Genomic DNA, 14,265 nt, shown 5'->3' on the forward strand with positions numbered 1-14,265 from the left:
ACCCTTACTGGTTCATCGTCGCGAAGAAGTCTTCGTTGGTCTTGGAATCCTTCATCTTGTCGAGCAGGAATTCCATCGCGTCGATCGTGCCCATCTGCATCAGGATGCGGCGCAGGACCCACATCTTCGACAGCTTGTCCTTGCCGACCAGCAGCTCTTCCTTGCGGGTGCCGGACTTGCCGACATCCAGCGCCGGGAAGATGCGCTTGTCCGCAACCTTGCGGTCCAGCACGATTTCCGAGTTACCGGTGCCCTTGAATTCTTCGAAGATCACTTCGTCCATGCGGCTGCCGGTATCGATCAGCGCGGTGGCGATGATGGAGAGCGAGCCGCCCTCCTCGATATTGCGGGCCGCACCGAAGAAGCGCTTGGGACGCTGGAGCGCGTTGGCGTCCACGCCGCCGGTCAGCACCTTGCCCGATGACGGCACCACGGTGTTGTAGGCGCGGCCAAGGCGCGTGATCGAATCCAGCAGGATCACGACGTCGCGCTTGTGCTCAACCAGGCGCTTGGCCTTTTCAATCACCATTTCAGCGACTTGCACGTGGCGCGTGGCCGGTTCGTCGAAGGTGGAGGAAATCACCTCGCCCTTTACGCTGCGCTGCATGTCGGTCACTTCTTCCGGCCGTTCATCGACCAGCAGGACCAGCAGGAACACTTCGGGGTGGTTGTCGGTGATCGCCTTGGCGATGTTCTGCAGCAGCACGGTCTTGCCGGTGCGCGGCGGGGCGACGATCAGCGCGCGCTGGCCCTTGCCCTGCGGGCTGATAATGTCGATCACGCGGGCCGACTTGTCCTTGACCGTCGGGTCGAGCGTATCGAGGTTCAGCTTCTCGTCCGGATAGAGCGGCGTCAGGTTGTCGAAATTGACGCGGTGGCGGACCGCTTCGGGATCGTCGAAGTTGACGCTGATCAGCTTGGTGATCGCGAAATAGCGTTCGCCATCCTTGGGCGCGCGGACTTCGCCTTCCACCGTGTCACCGGTGCGCAGGCCCCATTTGCGGACCTGGTTGGGCGAAACATAGATATCGTCCGGACCGGCCAGATAGTTCGCTTCGGGGCTGCGCAGAAAGCCGAAGCCATCGGCCAGCACTTCGATCGTGCCGATCCCCAGGATCTGCTCACCGTCTTCGGCCAATTCCTTGAGGATCGCGAACATCAGGTCCTGGCGGCGCAGGGTCGATGCGCCTTCAACGCCCAGTTCCTCGGCCATTTCGACCAGTTCGGCGGAAGTCTTTTTCTTGAGTTCTTTCAGGTGCATCGGAAATTCGATTCCAGCTTGTCTTGGGTCAGGTCTTGAAATGGCCGGCTGATCGAAGGGCTTGGAGAAAGCGGATCATTCCGCGCGCAAGGGCGCGGTGTCATGCCGGTTAGCGACGCTGCGGATACGCCCGCACCGAGGGTCCTGTCAACGCAAACCAGCCCGTTCGGGCCGGAAATCAGGCCGAACGGAACGCGTGGCTGATCGGATAGCGCCGGTCGCGGCCAAAGTTGCGGGTGCCCAGCTTGACGCCTGGAGGGGCCTGCCGGCGCTTGTATTCCGCCAGGTGCAACAACCGTTCGATCCGCACCACGGTATCGCGCTCAAACCCCTCGCCCACCAGCTGGTCGACACTCTTATCGTGTTCCACCAGCCCCAGCAGGATCGCATCGAGCACCGGGTATTCGGGCAGCGAATCCGAATCCTTCTGGTCCGGGCGCAGTTCGGCGCTGGGCGGCTTGGTGATGATGTTTTCCGGGATTACCGGCCCGTCCGGCCCCAGCCCGATCTTGGGCTTGTGCCGGTTGCGCCACTTCGAAACCGCGAACACGGTCATCTTGTAGGCGTCCTTCAACGGGTTGTAGCCGCCCGCCATGTCGCCATAGATCGTGGCATAGCCGACGCTCATTTCGCTCTTGTTGCCAGTGGTCAGCAGCATCGGTCCGAACTTGTTCGACAGCGCCATCAGCGTGACGCCGCGAATGCGCGACTGCAGGTTTTCCTCGGTCAGATCGACCTTGGTGTCGGCAAAACTGCCTTCCAGCATCGCGTCGAACCCGCTGACGGCAGGCTGGATCGGAATCGTGTCATAGCGGCAGCCGATCAGCCGCGCGCATTCGGTCGCGTCGTCCAGGCTTTCCTGGCTGGTGAAACGGCTGGGCAGCATCACGCACCACACCCGCTCCGGTCCCAGCGCATCGGCGGCAATCGCGGCGCAGATCGCGCTGTCGATCCCGCCCGACAGGCCCAGCACCACCCCAGGGAAGCGGTTGCGATCCACATAGTCGCGCAGCGCCAGCACCATCGCGCAGTAAATGTCCTCCGGATGGTCGGACAGCGGCTCCACCACGCCCCGGTCACAGCGCCAGCCGGTGGCGGTGCGGGTCCAGCGGGTCAGTACTTCCTGTTCTTCCCAGTCAGCCATCTGCACGGCCAAGCTGCCATCGCCGTTGACCACGAAACTGGCCCCGTCGAACACCAGTTCATCCTGCCCGCCAACACGGTTGAGATAGGCCAGCGGCAGACCAGTATCGACCGCACGGCGCTTGGCCACGCCATCGATCCGCAGCGTGTCCTTGTCGATTTCATAAGGGCTGCCGTTGATGCAGATCAGCAGTTCCGCGCCGAAATCGGCCAGGTGGCGGCATACGTCGGGGTGCCAGATATCCTCGCAGATCGGCAGCCCGATCATCACGCCCTTGAACACGATCGGTTCGGGCAGCGGGCCAGGCTCGAACAGGCGCACTTCATCGAAAGTGCCGTAATTGGGCAGCTCGTGCTTGAAGCGGACCGCTGCGATCTTGCCCTGATCGAGCAGCGCCACGCCGTTGTGCAGGTTGCCATCGCGCACGAACACACTGCCGACCAGCATCGCCGGGCCGCCGTCTGCCGTCGCCAGTGCCAGTTGCTCCAGCGCAGTGGCAGCGCGTTCGATCAGCGCCGGTTTCAGCACCAGATCTTCGGGCGGATAGCCAATCAGCTGCATTTCCGGGAAGACGATCAGGTCCGCACCCGCACTGCGCGCACGGTCACGCGCAGCCAGCATCGCGGCGGAATTGGCGGCCATGTCGCCAACGGACTGGTTCAACTGGGCAAGCGTGATCGAGAGGCTGTCGGTCATGCCCGCACCCTAGGCGGGGAAGCCCCTTTCACGCAATGCCGCTCACGGCGCTCAGAACGGACGCACGATCACCAGAATGACGATCAGCGGGATGGTGATGCCCGGAATCTCGTTGATCATCCGCAGCGCCCGCCCGCTCAGCTTGCGCTCACCCCGCGCCAGTGCGGCGGCATAGCCCGCCAGCCAGACGTGATAGGCCGTCAGCCCCAGCACGGCGGCCAGCTTGAAGTGGAACCAGCCGGAGGTGAAATAGCCCATCGACCACGCGATCATCAGCCCCAGCACCCAGCTAACCACCAGCGATGGCCACATGATAATGTTCAGCAAGCGCCGCTCCCGCTGGATCCACGCCGCATTATCGGGCGAATCCGGCGCACATTCCTGATGATAGACGAACACGCGCGGCAGCATGAACAGCCCGGCCATCCAGAAGATCACGAAGATCACGTGGCCGGATTTGAGCCAGAGATATGTCACGGAAAGGACCTCTTGCATGAACCCATGATAACTTATCCGCGCCAGCCGCGCACCAGGGCAAGCAATTGTTCGACGTGCTCGATCGGCGTGAACTGACCGATCCCGTGGCCCAGGTTGAACACGTGCGGCCGATCCGCAAAGGCATCGAGCACGCGCAGCGCCTGCCGCTCCAGCTCCGCTCCGCCGGCCAGCAGCAGCAAGGGATCGAGATTGCCCTGCACCGGCAGACCGGCGGGCAATTCCTTTGCCGCCCACAGCGGATCGATCGTTTCGTCGATCCCCACCGCGTGGACCCCGGTTTCGCGGGCATAGGCGGGCAGCTTCTCACCCGCGCCCTTGGGGAAGCCGATCACCGGCGTGTCGGGGAAGCGTGCCTTGATCCGGTCCGCAATCGCGGCGTTGGGGGCGATCACCCAGCGTTCGAATTCGGCCGGAGCCAGGCTTCCCGCCCAGCTGTCGAACAGTTGCACCGCTTCCGCGCCCGCCTCGATCTGTCCGGCCAGATAGTCCACGGTGACGTCGACGATGGCATCGATGATCGCCTGGAATGCGGCCGGATCGCGATAGGCCATGGCGCGCGTCTCGTGCTGGTCACGGCTGCCCTCACCGGCGACCATGTACGTCGCAACCGTCCACGGACTCCCTGCAAAGCCCAGCATGGTCTTGTCGGCGGGCAAGGCGGTGCGGACCTGGCGCACCGTTTCGTAAATCGGGCTGAGCCGTTCCGGCACGGCGGTCAGGCTGCTCAGCGCGGTATCGACCAGCCGGGGCGAGAGGTGTGGGCCTTCACCGGCCAGGAACTGCAAGTCCTGACCCATCGCATAGGGCACGATCAGGATGTCGGAAAACAGGATCGCGCCGTCAAAGCCGAACCGCCGGATCGGCTGCAGGGTGATCTCTGCCGCTGCCGCGCTGTCATAGACCAGCGGCAGGAATCCGCCCTTTTTCGCTCGCAAGGCCCGGTATTCCGGCAGATAGCGCCCAGCCTGGCGCATCAGCCACACCGGGCGCTGGCTGGCATTTTCACCACGCAGGGTACGAAGGAGCAAACCGGGCATCGAGGGATTCCAATCCAATAACTAATAAGATTCTTAATAAGGATTTGGGTGTAGTTGGCCTGTGGATAGCGCGAACAACCGCGCCTTGCCTGATTTGTCCCGGCCTGAACAGGGGTGACGCGCAGCGCGACTCTGTCCGCCTCGGCGTCAAGCAAAGGTTATCCCGGTTATCCCCAGCCTGTGGGCAACGCTTTCCACCTGTCCACAAGTGACGCAAATGACTCCTCTTAACGGGCATGGAATCCGCCTCTGAACTTGTCCCCGCGTTCGTCCCGTGATTTATGCGGCGAATTGTCCACAGGGAGCCACAATGCCCCGTCTCAACCTGCATCTGCTGTCGGATTCCACCGGTGAAACGCTGGAAGCCATTGCCAAGGCGGCGCTCGCGCAGTTCGAAGGGGCGGACGTGGTCCGGCACTTCTGGCCGATGGTCCGGTCCCAGCAACACCTGGACCGGATCATGGGCGACATCGCCGACAACCCCGGTCTGGTGTTCTACACCATGGCCAGCACCGAACTGCGCGGCAAGCTGGTGGAGCGGTGCCGGACACTGGGCCTGCCGGTGGTGTCGGTGCTGGATTCGGCCGTCGAAGCGCTGGAATCCGCGCTGGGCCAGCACCCGCGCGCCCGTCCCGGCCGGCAGCACATCATGGATGAGGCCTATTTCGCCCGGGTCGATGCGATCCAGTTCACCATTGCCCACGATGACGGGGTGATGTGGGAAGACTGGGAGGAAGCCGACATCGTGCTGGCGGGCGTTTCGCGTTCGTCCAAGACGCCGACCAGCATCTATCTGGCCAATCGCGGGTTCAAGGTCGCCAATATCCCGATCGTGGTGGAAAGCCCGCCCCCGACCGCGCTGTTCGGGCTGAAGCATCCGCTGGTCGTGGGGCTGACCACTGCGCCCGACCGGCTGATCCAGGTGCGGCGCAACCGGCTGCTCTCGCTCAACCAGGCGCCCGAAACCGCGTATGTCGATCAGGACCGGGTCGCGCGTGAAGTGCAGTATGCACGGCGGATGTTTGCCGATAACGACTGGCCGGTAATCGACGTCACCCGTCGCTCGATCGAGGAAACCGCTGCCGCCGTGATCAATCTCTACAACGAATTCCGCGCGCCCAAGGATGGCCGGGCCGACTGATGCTGGTGCTTGCGTCGCAAAGTGCATCGCGCAAGGCGATGCTGGAAGCCGCCGGCGTGCCGTTCACGCCCTGCCCCGCCCACGTCGATGAGCGTGGAATCGAGGCCGGGCTGGCCGGTGCCGATCCCAATGCCATCGCGCTGGCCCTGGCACAGGCCAAGGCGCTGGCCGTTTCCGCGCAGCGCCCCGGCGCGCTGGTGCTGGGTAGCGACAGCCTGGTCGAAGTGGCGGGTCGCCGGTTCGACAAGCCGCGCAGCCGCGCCGAAGCGGCCGAGCACCTGCGGTTCTTTTCGGGGCAGGCCATGCGGCTGCACAGCGCGGTGGCGCTGGCCCGCGACGGCGCGATTACCTGGCAGCATGGCGAATGCGCCGTGTTGCAGGTTCGCCCGCTCAGCGAGGATTTCATCGACGGCTATCTGACCGCCGAATGGCCCGAAGTGGGCGCCTGCGTGGGCGTGTTCCGGATCGAGGGGCTGGGGGTGAACCTGTTTGAAGCGATCACCGGCAGCCACTTTACCGTGCTGGGCATGCCGCTGCTGGCAGTGCTGGCCGCGCTGCGCGAGGCTGGGGAAATTCCGGCATGACCCGCCCTTATGCCGAAGTGATCGGCGATCCGGTCGTCCAGTCGAAGTCCCCCGCGATCCACGGCTTCTGGCTGGGCAAACTGGGAATCGATGCCGATTACCGCGCCTGTCACGTCACGGCGGAGGGTCTTGCCGATTACGTCGCCAGCCGCCGGGCCGATCCCGACTGGCGCGGCTGCAACGTAACGATGCCGCACAAGCAGGCGATCATGCCGCTGCTCGACCGGATCGATCCGGCTGCCGCCCGGATCGGCGCGGTCAACACGGTGGTGCGTGCCGAAGATGGCACGCTGACCGGCTACAACACCGATGCACCGGGGTTTCTGGAACCGCTGCAGCCGTTGCTGGACCAGACGCACCTGTATCGCATGGCGCGTATTTTCGGCGCTGGCGGCGCGGCGCGGGCGATCATTACCGCACTGGCGGACCAGGGCTTCACGCTGGTCGTTGCGGCGCGCAAACCGGCGCAGGCGCGTGCGCTGCTGGATGAACTGGCCCCTAGGGGCGAGCATCACGCGGTCGAACTGGCGCACTTTGCCCCGCCGACCGACTTTGCCTTCGACGATCGTGACCGGATTCTCGATCTGGTGATCAACGCCAGCCCGCTGGGCATGGCCGGCAAGCCGCCGCTCGACGTGGATTTCAGCCACGTTCCGCCCGGCAGTGCGGTCTATGACATCGTCACGCACCCGCTCGATACGCCCCTGCTGATCGAAGCGCGTCAGCGCGGGCTGGAAACGGTCGATGGGCTGGCCATGCTGATCGGGCAGGCGGCAGTGGCGTTCGAGAAGTTCTTCGGCGCCCCGGCCCCGCGTGAACACGATGCAGAACTGCGCAAGGTGCTGACGACATGACCGAACATCGCCCCTTCATCCTTGGCCTGACCGGATCCATCGGGATGGGCAAGTCGGCCGTGGCGGCGATGTTCCAGGGCCTGAACGTGCCGGTGTTCGATGCCGACGCGGTGGTGCACGAATTGCAGGGACCGGGCGGGCCGTTGCTGCCCGCGATTGAAGCCGCGTTTCCCGGAACGACCGGGCCGGACGGGGTTGACCGGATCAAGCTGGGTGCCGCGGTGTTCGGCAATCCGGATGCGCTGAAGCGGCTGGAAATGATCGTCCACCCGGAAGTTGCCGAAGTGCGCCGCGCGTTTCTGGCCGACAACCGCGATGCGCCGCTGATCGTGTTCGATGTGCCGCTGCTCTATGAAAAGGACGGCTGGCAATCGGTCGATGCGGTAGCGGTTGTCTCGGCTCCGGCGGAGATGCAGCGTGAACGGGTGCTGGCCCGACCGGGCATGACGGTGGAGAAGTTCGAACGGATTCTGGCGCTGCAAGTGCCGGATGCGGAAAAGCGCGCGCGGGCCGATTACGTCATCGATACAGGCACCTCGCTGGCGGAAACCCGCCACGTCGTGCAGCGGCTGGTCCATGCGATCATCGCCTCGGTCGGTGGCAGTCAAAAATAGGTTTTCACCCCCTTGCCACCCCGCGCGGACAGGCCCATGTCTTGTCCATAATGCGCGAGATTATCTTCGACACCGAAACCACGGGCCTTGATCCCAGGAACGGTGACCGGCTGGTGGAAATCGGCTGCGTCGAAATGGTCAACCGGGTCACCACCGGGGCCACCTTCCACTGCTACCTCAACCCCGATCGCGATATGCCCGCCGCTGCCGAAGCGGTGCACGGCCTGTCTGCGGCGTTCCTGGCGGACAAGCCGCGCTTTCATGAAAAGGCGGCGGAATTCCTTGAGTTCATCGGCGATTCCATGCTGGTCGCCCACAATGCCAGCTTCGACTTCGGCTTCATCAACGCCGAACTCGAAGCCTGCGGGCTGGAACCGGTCAGCAAGACGCGGATGATCGATACGGTGGCGCTGGCCAAGGTCCGCCATCCGGGAGCAAAGCTCAGCCTTGATGCGCTCTGCTCGCGCTATGGAATCGATCGCAGCCACCGCACCCTGCACGGCGCGCTGCTCGACGCGGAGCTGCTGGCGCAAGTCTATGTCGAGCTGACCGGGGGCCGCCAGATCGGCCTCGAACTGGCGGGTGCCCGCCAGGAAACCATTGCCGCACCGGTCGCCATGCCGGTGCGTGAACGCGTGTTCCGCCCCGCCCGCCCCCATTCGGCGAGCGAGGCAGAGCTGGCGGCACATGCCGCCTTCCTCGAATCGGTGAAGTCACCCCTGTGGAACGAATGACCCGGTTCGATTGATAACGACAGGAGAAGGTTTTCATGGATATTCGCGTTTCCGGTCACCAGGTCGAAACTGGCGAAGCGCTGCAGGCCCACGCGCAGGAGCGGATGGCGGCCATTGCGGCGAAGTACTTCACCGGCGCGTTGTCTTCCCACGTCACGTTCAATCGCGCGCCCGCCGGGGCATTCCGCTGCGATATCGTGACCCACGTGATGCAGGGCCTGATCCTGAAAGGTGCGGGCGTGGCGCACGATGCCCATGCCGCGCTGGATATCGCGGCTGAAAAGATCGACAAGCAGCTGCGCCGCTACAAGCGCCGCCTGAATGACCGGCACGAACAGACTGCCTACGCGATGCGGCAGGAAGAAGCTGCCTATACCGTATTCGTCGAGCCTGAACCGGAAGCAGAGGAAGTCACCGTCGATGCACCGGTCATCATTGCCGAGACCCGCGTCGATGTTCCCGAAGCCACGGTTTCGGATGCGGTGATGATGCTCGACTTGCGCAATACGAACGCGCTGCTGTTCAAGAATGCCGGAACCGGCATCTACAACATGGTGTACCGCCGCGGGGACGGTTCGATTGGCTGGGTTGAACCTTCCTGATTGAGCGCGTAAAGGCGCGGTCATTCTGAAGGGGCGAGGGGCAGGAAATTGACGGTGCTGATGCGCCGGGTTTCCAATCCTGTCCCTTTCCCCCGCACTTGCCGGACCGGCAACTTTGGGACCTGGGCCTTTCGATGACCGCACTTTTCACGCTTACGCCCGAAGCTGTCGGCACGATCGATGCAGACAGCAAGCCGGCGATTCTCGACCAGCTGGCGCGGCGTTTTGCCGAAGTTTACCAGCTTGATCCGGTACTTGTGCTGGATCGGATCGAGGAGCGCGAAAAGCTGGGCAGCACCGGGTTTGGCCGGGGCGTGGCGATCCCGCATGCCCGCATTCCCGATCTGGCCCGGCCGGTGGCGGTGTTTTTCCGCCTGTCCTCGCCCGTGGCGTTCGATGCGGCGGATGGCATGCCGGTGGAAATGGTGTTTGGCCTGCTTTCCCCCGAATCGGCGGGCGCCGCGCACTTGCACGCGCTGGCAGCGATCAGCCGGATGATGCGCAACGAACAGATGCACACCGCCCTAGCCGAAGCGCCCGGCGCAGAGGCAATCTATGCGCTCATCGCCAATGACATCGACCGCAACGCCGCTTGAAGCCGCTCCGGCCGGCGCGGCGCTGCACTGGCGCGCGCTGGAAGGGCTCTATGCCTCGGCCCCGGTCAACAGCCTGTTCTCGTCGCAGCTGACGATCACGGGCGAAGGCACCGCGCGGATCGCCTTCGATGTGGACGAACGCTGTTATCACGCCGCGGGTGCCGCGCATGGCACGATCTATTTCAAGATGCTTGACGATGCCGCGTTCTATGCGGCGAACACGCTGGTCACGGACAAGTTCCTGCTGACCACCTCGTTCAACCTGCACTTTTCGCGCCCGGTAAAATCCGGCCGGGTGATTGCCGAAGGGCGCTGGATTTCCGGCCGCCGCCGGGTGCTGGTGGCGGAATCCCGACTGGTCGATGCCGAAGGTGAGGAGATCGGGCGCGGCACCGGGACGTTCCAGCGCAGCCGCATCGCCTTGTCGGGTCTGCCGGGGTATGCCGCGGGCCTGACCGGTTGACCGGCTTGGAACCGCGCCTGCCTGCCCATCTTGAAGTCGGCGCCCTGATCCGCCGCGCCAACGCCGAGGGCGGCTTTGCCAGCGTGCTGCAAAAGGGGGAGCCGGACGCCGGCACAATCCTGCTGGTTTTGACCGAACGTGGCGGAAGTGCGCGGGTTTTTGAGCGGATGCCCGATCTGGAAGGTGCTCGTTCCTGGCGGCAATCAAAGGCGGAAATGCCTGATAACAAACAGGAATTCTATGATTGGCTGGACCGGCGCGGGGCGCAGGATCCGGACCTGTGGATTGTCGAACTGGATATCGCGGATGGGGAACGGTTCATCCGATAGCAAGCTTTGACGGGTTGACTCTGCTGCACTGCGGCATCTAGGGGCGCGAACCTTTTGATGCGCAGGCGGCGCAAGCGGGCACGCAGCCCGGTTCGCTAGCACGCAGACGGGGGGCAGCCGGCAGGTACCGGTTTGAGGGCAAGGGGCCATTTGGCGATCATCCTCACCAACCTGCGTCGGGCGCGTCCACCGCCCGTTTTGTTGATTTGATGAGCAGTAAACTGAACAAGGCCAGCGCGATTGCCGTGGCCGCCATGATGACTACCATTCTTCTTAGCGCCAATGGTTCCGGCGCCGCAGCGGAAAGCCTCGTTCCCGTGGCTGTTCCCCAGGAACCCACCCCCGAAATTCAACCGGCCCAGATCGAGCCGCAGGTGCAGCAAGTCCCGTCGGCAGAGCCCGACGTTGCCGACTCGCTCGCTGAACTGGTCGCCGCCCAGCCGCATCCCGAAGCGCTGTCGAGCGAGCTGAATTGCCTGGCCGGGGCCATCTATTTCGAAGCGAAGGGCGAATCGCTGGCCGGTCAGCTGGCCGTTGGCCGCGTCGTCGTTGCCCGGTCCAAGTCCGGCCGCTTCCCCGGCAGCTACTGCGGCGTGGTGTTCCAACCCTCGCAGTTCTCGTTCGTGCGCGGCGGTGCGCTGCCCTACATCAAGAAGCAGTCGATCGACTGGAAGGAAGCCGTCGCGATCGCCCAGATTGCGCATGAAGGCACCTGGCGCAGCCCGGTGGAAGGCGCGCTGTTCTTCCACGCCAGCCGTGTGTCGCCCGGCTGGCGCCTGCAGCGCCTGGCGCGGGTCGACAATCACATCTTCTATCGCTGAGCCAATTGGCGAAACGCATTTGAAAGGGCCGGGTCAATCCGGCCCTTTTTTATGACTCCGGCCGCAGCCGGACCCACATCGGCGCGTGATCGCTGGCCTTTTCCCGCCCGCGATGGTTCTTGTCGACCCCGCAGGATTCCAGCCGGTCGGCCAGTTCAGGCGAGAGCAGGGCATGGTCGATCCGGAAACCGTGATCGCGCTGCCACGCTCCGGCCTGATAATCCCAATACGTCCACACCCCGCCGCGCGGATTGTGGGTGGCCACGGCATCGGTCCAGCCATCGTGCAGCAGCCGCAGATAGGCGTCGCGCGATTCCGGCTGCATCAGGGCATCGTCAGCCATGGCCTTGGGGGACCAGATGTCGGCATCGGTCGGGATCACGTTGAAGTCCCCGGTGATGATCGCGGGCACTTCCTCGGCCTTGATTTCCGCCATGCGCGCGCGCAGCCGTTTCATCCAGGCCAGCTTGTAGTCGAACTTCGGCCCCGGCTGCGGATTGCCGTTGGGCAGGTAGATACAGGCCACCCGCACGCCGAACACGTCCGCTTCCAGATAACGCGACTGTTCGTCTTCCGGATCGCCCGGAAGCCCGCGCAGCACTTCTACCGGCTTGGTCCCATCTGCCAGGATCGCCACGCCGTTGAAGCCTTTCTGGCCGTGCCAGATGGCATGATAGCCCAGCTTCTCGAACTCGGCGGCGGGAAAGCCTTCGTCCTGCGTCTTGATTTCCTGCAGGCAGGCCACCGCCGGACGGGTTTCTTCCAGCCATTCCAGCAAGCGCGGGAGGCGGGCCTTGATCCCGTTGATGTTGTAGGATGCGATCTTCATGATCGGCCGGTGCCGTTCGAGCCGTCAGGCGAGCTGATCATATCGCGAAACTGGAGCCGCAGCCGCAACCCGATGCGGCATTGGGGTTCGTCACCCGGAACGCCGCACCGCCCAGCGATTCGACGTAATCGACCTCTGCCCCGGCCACCAGATCCAGGCTGACGGGATCGACCACCAATGCCACCCCATCGGTTTCGACCACCAGATCACCGCCGTCCGCCGCATCGGCCAGGCCGAACTTGTACTGAAAGCCGGAGCAGCCCCCGCCTTCGACCGACAGGCGCAGGATCGCGGGCTTGCCCTGCTTCGCGGCAATCGCCGCCACGCGCGCCGCGGCGGAGGGGCTGAGAGTCATCGTTGGAGCGTCCATGCCGCTGATGTAGGGCGCTTCGGCCTGTGCGGCAAGGATACCCTCAGGCGCTCTGGATATAGGTGCGCATCGCGTCCGCTTCGGATTCGATCCGGTCGATCCGGTATTTCACCAGATCACCGATCGAAACGAAGCCGATGACCGCGCCGCCATCGACCACCGGCAAGTGCCGAATCCGGCGCCGGGTCATCAGGCCCAGCGCTTCGAGCACTTCGGTATGGGGGGATACGGTGATCGCCGGTGCGGTCATGGCCGAGCTGACCGGCTGGCCGAGCATCGCCGGTCCGTTGGCGGCCAGCTGATAGACGACGTCGCGTTCCGAAAAGATCCCCGCGATCCGGCCGCCGGAAAAGACCGGCATCGCCCCGATCCGCCGTTCCGCCAGGATTGCCACCGCTTCGCGCACGCTTAGCGCCGCATCGCAACTGACGACCTCACTGCTTCGCCCCTCGATAAGCCGTGCAATGGTCATTGGAACCTCTCCCGCTCCTGTTATCGCGCCAGCTTCTCATGATTCGCCCTTCAGCGCCAGACTGCGCAAATGCCGGGGTTGCAGGGCGCGCCGGGCAGGGGCAAAAGCGGCCCGTCATGCACAGATCGAGCCTTGATACGCCCGAAGGGGCGGCTTTCGCCTGGGCACGCTTCCGCCGTTTCATGCGCGGCTGGGGCTGGGCCTCGCTGGTTTGCGTCATCGCCGTGGAAGCTTGGTTATGGCCCAGTTTCGGGTTCAGTTCACCGCATGTCTACCTGGCATCGGCGGTCGGCACGGTGGGTATCGTCATGATGGTTGGCGCGCTGATGGGGCTGGTGTTCCTGTCCAGCGGCACCGGCCATGACGAATCGGTGATCGACCCGACCGAGATCGAGAAACGGCGCTAGGGCCGCAGCGCTACTCTTCGGGGCGCAACCGGAATTCCTCTACCGGCTCGCCGCCGACCAGATGCTCCTGGATGATCCGCTCCAGCACCGGCTGGGTGCAGGAATGGTACCACACGCCGTCCGGCCACACGACCGCGACCGGCCCGGCGGCGCAGATCTTAAGGCAATCGGCCTTGGTCCGGGCAATGCCGCCATCGCGGTCCAGCCCCAGTTCCTTGAGGCGCTTCTTCAGGAATTTCCACGCCGGCGCGCCGACTTCGGGCGAGCAGCATTCGCCCTTCTGCGGTTCGGCGCAGAGGAAGATGTGGCGGCGGATGTTGTCCCCGCCGGTAGTTTTCAGTGCGGCGCGCGCGCGGGCCAGTTCGGCGGGATCGGCGCTCATGCCCGCAGGCTCCAGTCGCTGATCAGGCGGGCGCGGAAATCGTCCGGGATGGGCGAGGGCGTATCGCCATCCGTGCAGACAATGATCGAGCGGGCGAAGGCGACATTGCGCCCACCCTGCGACATCAGCTGGATGATGGTGAAGCTGGTCCGCCCCACACCTTCAATCGCGCAGCGCACTTCGACCGGATCGGGGAAATACCCCTGGGCCAGGTATTCGATCCCCATGCTGGCCACCATGGCCCGGCGCGGGGCAATCGCCTCGCGAAAGCCGATGGCGAAATTGAACCGTACCCGGCCATCTTCCATCATCGCCGCCAGCGCGACGTTGTTGAGGTGCTGGTTGGGATCGACATCGGCAAAGCGCGTGGTCGTTTCCAGCCGGAATGGATAGCGCGCGGGGTCCAGCAGGGCGGGATCGGGACGGGGCAT

General features: G+C 64.4%; 20 protein-coding genes. 11 read left to right on the plus strand and 9 right to left on the minus strand.

What is annotated here, in order from left to right; translation table 11 throughout:
- Nucleotides 1-4 precede the first annotated feature (4 nt).
- From rho to hemE, 4 genes are all read right to left on the minus strand, one after another.
- Nucleotides 5-1,261, minus strand: coding sequence for a transcription termination factor Rho (rho, locus tag IE113_RS00430; RefSeq protein ID WP_189538454.1), 1,257 nt, complete (start codon nucleotides 1,259-1,261; stop codon nucleotides 5-7).
- Between the two features lie 178 nt (nucleotides 1,262-1,439).
- Complete coding sequence (locus IE113_RS00435) at nucleotides 1,440-3,101, minus strand: NAD+ synthase (protein ID WP_189538455.1); 1,662 nt, start codon at nucleotides 3,099-3,101, stop codon at nucleotides 1,440-1,442.
- A 51-nt stretch (nucleotides 3,102-3,152) separates the two neighbouring features.
- Complete coding sequence (locus IE113_RS00440) at nucleotides 3,153-3,596, minus strand: CopD family protein (RefSeq protein WP_189538456.1); 444 nt, start codon at nucleotides 3,594-3,596, stop codon at nucleotides 3,153-3,155.
- 14 nt (nucleotides 3,597-3,610) lie between these two features.
- Complete coding sequence (gene hemE, locus IE113_RS00445; protein ID WP_189538457.1) at nucleotides 3,611-4,636, minus strand: uroporphyrinogen decarboxylase; 1,026 nt, start codon at nucleotides 4,634-4,636, stop codon at nucleotides 3,611-3,613.
- 310 nt (nucleotides 4,637-4,946) lie between these two features.
- On the opposite strand from hemE, the gene IE113_RS00450 reads away from it, so the two are divergent.
- The 10 genes from IE113_RS00450 (at nucleotide 4,947) to IE113_RS00495 (ending at nucleotide 11,374) form a co-directional block, all read left to right on the plus strand.
- Nucleotides 4,947-5,777 carry a pyruvate, water dikinase regulatory protein gene (locus IE113_RS00450; protein ID WP_189538458.1) on the plus strand — a complete coding sequence of 277 codons (831 nt, stop codon included), beginning with the start codon at nucleotides 4,947-4,949 and terminating at the stop codon, nucleotides 5,775-5,777.
- Nucleotides 5,777-6,361, plus strand: a complete 585-nt coding sequence (locus IE113_RS00455; protein ID WP_189538459.1) for a Maf family protein — start codon at nucleotides 5,777-5,779, stop codon at nucleotides 6,359-6,361. The genes IE113_RS00450 and IE113_RS00455 overlap by 1 nt, the downstream gene beginning before the upstream one ends.
- Complete coding sequence (gene aroE / locus IE113_RS00460; RefSeq protein ID WP_189538460.1) at nucleotides 6,358-7,215, plus strand: shikimate dehydrogenase; 858 nt, start codon at nucleotides 6,358-6,360, stop codon at nucleotides 7,213-7,215. Before IE113_RS00455 ends, aroE begins: the two co-directional genes overlap by 4 nt.
- Nucleotides 7,212-7,829, plus strand: a complete 618-nt coding sequence (gene coaE, locus IE113_RS00465; RefSeq protein WP_189538461.1) for a dephospho-CoA kinase — start codon at nucleotides 7,212-7,214, stop codon at nucleotides 7,827-7,829. Before aroE ends, coaE begins: the two co-directional genes overlap by 4 nt.
- Before the next feature lie 50 nt (nucleotides 7,830-7,879).
- A complete protein-coding gene (gene dnaQ / locus IE113_RS00470; RefSeq protein WP_189538462.1) occupies nucleotides 7,880-8,563 on the plus strand; it encodes a DNA polymerase III subunit epsilon in 684 nt (227 codons plus the stop codon).
- A 35-nt stretch (nucleotides 8,564-8,598) separates the two neighbouring features.
- Nucleotides 8,599-9,165, plus strand: a complete 567-nt coding sequence (gene hpf, locus IE113_RS00475; RefSeq protein ID WP_189538463.1) for a ribosome hibernation-promoting factor, HPF/YfiA family — start codon at nucleotides 8,599-8,601, stop codon at nucleotides 9,163-9,165.
- Between the two features lie 134 nt (nucleotides 9,166-9,299).
- Nucleotides 9,300-9,761 carry a PTS sugar transporter subunit IIA gene (locus tag IE113_RS00480; protein WP_189538464.1) on the plus strand — a complete coding sequence of 154 codons (462 nt, stop codon included), beginning with the start codon at nucleotides 9,300-9,302 and terminating at the stop codon, nucleotides 9,759-9,761.
- A complete protein-coding gene (locus tag IE113_RS00485) occupies nucleotides 9,736-10,224 on the plus strand; it encodes a PaaI family thioesterase (RefSeq protein WP_189538465.1) in 489 nt (162 codons plus the stop codon). The genes IE113_RS00480 and IE113_RS00485 overlap by 26 nt, the downstream gene beginning before the upstream one ends.
- Nucleotides 10,221-10,553, plus strand: a complete 333-nt coding sequence (locus IE113_RS00490; protein ID WP_308430024.1) for a DUF1491 family protein — start codon at nucleotides 10,221-10,223, stop codon at nucleotides 10,551-10,553. Before IE113_RS00485 ends, IE113_RS00490 begins: the two co-directional genes overlap by 4 nt.
- A gap of 209 nt (nucleotides 10,554-10,762) precedes the next feature.
- A complete protein-coding gene (locus IE113_RS00495; RefSeq protein ID WP_189538466.1) occupies nucleotides 10,763-11,374 on the plus strand; it encodes a cell wall hydrolase in 612 nt (203 codons plus the stop codon).
- A gap of 49 nt (nucleotides 11,375-11,423) precedes the next feature.
- Here IE113_RS00495 and xth read toward each other — a convergent pair whose 3' ends face one another.
- Genes xth through IE113_RS00510 form a run of 3 tightly spaced genes read right to left on the minus strand, consistent with a single transcriptional unit; the run spans nucleotide 11,424 to nucleotide 13,045 of the window.
- Entirely contained in the window at nucleotides 11,424-12,203 is a 780-nt protein-coding gene (gene xth, locus IE113_RS00500) for an exodeoxyribonuclease III (protein WP_189538467.1), read from the minus strand.
- Between the two features lie 37 nt (nucleotides 12,204-12,240).
- Nucleotides 12,241-12,573: an iron-sulfur cluster insertion protein ErpA gene (erpA, locus tag IE113_RS00505; protein ID WP_189538468.1), complete on the minus strand. Its 333-nt coding sequence runs from the start codon at nucleotides 12,571-12,573 to the stop codon at nucleotides 12,241-12,243.
- Nucleotides 12,574-12,616: 43 nt separating this feature from the next.
- The gene (locus IE113_RS00510; protein WP_189538469.1) at nucleotides 12,617-13,045 is read right to left on the minus strand and encodes a CBS domain-containing protein; all 429 of its coding nucleotides are present in this window, start codon (nucleotides 13,043-13,045) and stop codon (nucleotides 12,617-12,619) included.
- A gap of 116 nt (nucleotides 13,046-13,161) precedes the next feature.
- Here IE113_RS00510 and IE113_RS00515 point away from each other — a divergent pair, with 116 nt between their 5' ends.
- Nucleotides 13,162-13,452 (plus strand): hypothetical protein, encoded by a 291-nt coding sequence (locus IE113_RS00515; protein ID WP_189538470.1) that lies wholly within the window; start codon nucleotides 13,162-13,164, stop codon nucleotides 13,450-13,452.
- Nucleotides 13,453-13,462: 10 nt separating this feature from the next.
- Here IE113_RS00515 and IE113_RS00520 read toward each other — a convergent pair whose 3' ends face one another.
- Both IE113_RS00520 and IE113_RS00525 read right to left on the minus strand, forming a co-directional pair.
- Nucleotides 13,463-13,834 carry a (2Fe-2S) ferredoxin domain-containing protein gene (locus tag IE113_RS00520; protein WP_189538471.1) on the minus strand — a complete coding sequence of 124 codons (372 nt, stop codon included), beginning with the start codon at nucleotides 13,832-13,834 and terminating at the stop codon, nucleotides 13,463-13,465.
- Nucleotides 13,831-14,265, minus strand: coding sequence for an acyl-CoA thioesterase (locus IE113_RS00525; protein WP_189538472.1), 435 nt, complete (start codon nucleotides 14,263-14,265; stop codon nucleotides 13,831-13,833). Before IE113_RS00525 ends, IE113_RS00520 begins: the two co-directional genes overlap by 4 nt.

Source organism: Novosphingobium arvoryzae, assembly GCF_014652615.1.
In the GTDB taxonomy this organism is placed as follows: domain Bacteria; phylum Pseudomonadota; class Alphaproteobacteria; order Sphingomonadales; family Sphingomonadaceae; genus Novosphingobium; species Novosphingobium arvoryzae.

Bases quoted from the DNA above. Each gene is read 5' to 3' on its own strand.
- IE113_RS00495 (WP_189538466.1), top strand. From the start codon at position 10,763: ATGAGCAGTAAACTGAACAAGGCCAGCGCGATTGCCGTGGCCGCCATG.
- IE113_RS00525 (WP_189538472.1), bottom strand. From the start codon at position 14,265: ATGCCCCGTCCCGATCCCGCCCTGCTGGACCCCGCGCGCTATCCATTC.
- IE113_RS00485 (WP_189538465.1), top strand. From the start codon at position 9,736: ATGACATCGACCGCAACGCCGCTTGAAGCCGCTCCGGCCGGCGCGGCG.
- IE113_RS00450 (WP_189538458.1), top strand. From the start codon at position 4,947: ATGCCCCGTCTCAACCTGCATCTGCTGTCGGATTCCACCGGTGAAACG.
- IE113_RS00440 (WP_189538456.1), bottom strand. From the start codon at position 3,596: ATGCAAGAGGTCCTTTCCGTGACATATCTCTGGCTCAAATCCGGCCAC.
- IE113_RS00455 (WP_189538459.1), top strand. From the start codon at position 5,777: ATGCTGGTGCTTGCGTCGCAAAGTGCATCGCGCAAGGCGATGCTGGAA.
- IE113_RS00515 (WP_189538470.1), top strand. From the start codon at position 13,162: ATGCACAGATCGAGCCTTGATACGCCCGAAGGGGCGGCTTTCGCCTGG.
- rho (WP_189538454.1), bottom strand. From the start codon at position 1,261: ATGCACCTGAAAGAACTCAAGAAAAAGACTTCCGCCGAACTGGTCGAA.
- xth (WP_189538467.1), bottom strand. From the start codon at position 12,203: ATGAAGATCGCATCCTACAACATCAACGGGATCAAGGCCCGCCTCCCG.
- hemE (WP_189538457.1), bottom strand. From the start codon at position 4,636: ATGCCCGGTTTGCTCCTTCGTACCCTGCGTGGTGAAAATGCCAGCCAG.
- IE113_RS00480 (WP_189538464.1), top strand. From the start codon at position 9,300: ATGACCGCACTTTTCACGCTTACGCCCGAAGCTGTCGGCACGATCGAT.
- IE113_RS00435 (WP_189538455.1), bottom strand. From the start codon at position 3,101: ATGACCGACAGCCTCTCGATCACGCTTGCCCAGTTGAACCAGTCCGTT.
- dnaQ (WP_189538462.1), top strand. From the start codon at position 7,880: ATGCGCGAGATTATCTTCGACACCGAAACCACGGGCCTTGATCCCAGG.
- IE113_RS00520 (WP_189538471.1), bottom strand. From the start codon at position 13,834: ATGAGCGCCGATCCCGCCGAACTGGCCCGCGCGCGCGCCGCACTGAAA.
- coaE (WP_189538461.1), top strand. From the start codon at position 7,212: ATGACCGAACATCGCCCCTTCATCCTTGGCCTGACCGGATCCATCGGG.
- hpf (WP_189538463.1), top strand. From the start codon at position 8,599: ATGGATATTCGCGTTTCCGGTCACCAGGTCGAAACTGGCGAAGCGCTG.
- erpA (WP_189538468.1), bottom strand. From the start codon at position 12,573: ATGGACGCTCCAACGATGACTCTCAGCCCCTCCGCCGCGGCGCGCGTG.
- aroE (WP_189538460.1), top strand. From the start codon at position 6,358: ATGACCCGCCCTTATGCCGAAGTGATCGGCGATCCGGTCGTCCAGTCG.
- IE113_RS00510 (WP_189538469.1), bottom strand. From the start codon at position 13,045: ATGACCATTGCACGGCTTATCGAGGGGCGAAGCAGTGAGGTCGTCAGT.